The sequence below is a fragment of the Leyella lascolaii genome, assembly GCF_900079775.1.
In the GTDB taxonomy this organism is placed as follows: domain Bacteria; phylum Bacteroidota; class Bacteroidia; order Bacteroidales; family Bacteroidaceae; genus Prevotella; species Prevotella lascolaii.
On sequence record NZ_LT556035.1, the window covers coordinates 2,031 to 4,311 of the forward strand.

The following is a 2,281-nucleotide window of genomic DNA, read 5'->3' on the forward strand; positions in this document are numbered from 1 at the left end:
CGCATGAAGAATTATATACAGAAGGTGGCGTGGGCATTGGTTTTACTGCTTGCCGCCACACTGTCCCTTTCGGCAAAGGACGGGACAGCCGTGAGAAAACTCTTCAAGAAGGGTGTCTCTGACAGTATCTCCGTAGGAGGTAGCAAACTGGTCGTTCTTCAGAAAGACCTCATTCGGAACAGAAGCCTTTCCGTGAACTCTATCGGAGAGGAGAATGTTCCTGAGCTTGACTTTGCCATGACCAATGTCACGGCAGGAGGACATGGCTACCGTTTTCTCCCTCACGGAACCCATTTCACAGGCGAGGGCGCGACTGTCAAGATAAAGTATGACCGCACGAGAATACCAAGCGGCTATACCGAGGACGACATCCGTACCTATTACTACGACCCGGCCGAGAAGCATTGGGTTGCGTTGGAGCGTGTGCGTGTGGACAAGAAGGAAGAGTGTGTCGTTTCAAAGACGACCCACTTCACCGACATGATCAACGGCGTGATACAGGCCCCGGAGTCACCGCAGACCGAAGGCTTTGCCCCGACGATGATGAACGACATCAAGGCGGCTGACCCGACGGCGAAGCTCAATGTCATTGCGCCTCCAAGCGCAAACAACCGTGGCTCTGCCAACCTGCAGTATCCGTTCGAGATGCCGCCAGCACGAAACGGTATGCAGCCAAGCCTTGGCTTGCAGTACAGCAGCGAGGGCGGTAGCGGTTGGCTCGGTGAAGGTTGGAACGTCAGCGTGCCAAGCATAACGCTTGACACCCGGTGGGGCGTGCCTCGTTATGACCAGTCAAAAGAGACGGAGACTTATCTTTTGTCCGGTTCAATGCTCTCCACTATGGACGACAACGGACAGATGGGAGTCGCACACCGTGGCGAGAAGATGAACAGAAAGGCTGACCGCCAGTTCTACACCCGCCAAGGCGGTGATTTCAGCCGTATCATCCGCAAGGGTGACAGTCCTGCCAACTATTATTGGGAGGTTACAGACAAGCAGGGTGTCAAGTACATCTATGGTGGTGACGGAGCTGTTGTAAAGGGCAATGTCACYGATGCTTCGGGCARTACCCGTGAGGTGATTGCCGAATGGAAGCTGAAACGTGTCGAGGAACTCCACGGTGACTATATAGAATATGTGTATGACATCGTGGATGAGGATGTGCGTGGCGGCTTGAAGGCCAAGGCTGCATATCTGAAGGAGGTTCACGCAGGTAATGCAGGACAGGAACCGCACACCGTTGTACTCTTTGAWGGCAACAAGATAAAGCAGGTAAAGACCAACAATGCCCGCTATGGATTCCTCGCCTCCTCCAACAAGCTGTTGGAGAAAGTGACCGTGAATTTCCAGGGCGAGACCCTGCGCAGCTATGCCTTTGACTACAAGGAAGGTGCATTCCACAAGGAAATGCTCACAGGTGTCAGACAGTATGACAACACAGGAAAGGAAGTGGCTTTCCAGAACTTCGACTATTATGATGATGTGCAGGCTGAAAAGGGATATGTTCCGTTCAAGGACGATTCCGAGAAATGGAACACGCACGATGACGGACTTGACGCWGGTTTCGTCAATCCTTTAAAGACTGTCAGCAAGCGTTTCAGCGACAAGCCWACTGCACTTGGCGGAACGACAAGTTCTTCTGTAAGCGGTTCGTTCTATGCAGGTGTGGGACCTTGGGACGGAAGCAAATGGAAAGGCAATACAATAGGAGGTTCTTACAGCTACTCCAGCGATACCAGCAAGGGACTTTCCGCATTCGTTGACTTGAACGGTGACGGACTTCCTGACAAGGTATATAAGTCTGGTGGTTCCGTATATTATCGTCCACAGGTCAAKACTGACAACGGAGAAGTAGTATATGGTGAGCCTGTCAAGGTAAAGGGTATCAGTAACTTCTCGACAACCAAAAGTTCTACGAACTCTTTCGGTGCGAAAGCCGTTGTCGGTTGGAATGTTCTGACTGCCGTTGTCGGAACGGACAAGTCAACCACTAAGACAAAGACCACTCAGTATTTCAGCGACATCAACGGTGACGGACTTGTTGACCTCGTTTCCAATGGCAAGGTATATTTCAACCATTTGGAGTTTGATCAGTCTGGCAATGCCGTGCCTACGTTTACATTGAGCAGTGCCGACACGCCAAGCCCAATCATCTATGGTGGCAAGGTTGACACTTCTGTCATGGAGGTCAGTAAGGATGAGCAGGCGGAAGCCATCAAGAACTCACCGATGGAGGATATTGTGCGTGTATGGCAGGCTCCTAAGGACGGAACTGTCAGCG

Annotated in this window: 1 protein-coding gene; it reads left to right on the top strand. The window is 51.7% G+C overall.

The window, feature by feature from the left end:
• Nucleotides 1–3: 3 nt before the first annotated feature.
• Nucleotides 4–2,281: SpvB/TcaC N-terminal domain-containing protein (locus BN4609_RS01225; RefSeq protein ID WP_303645081.1), on the top strand; the 2,278-nt coding region annotated here is incomplete at its 3' end.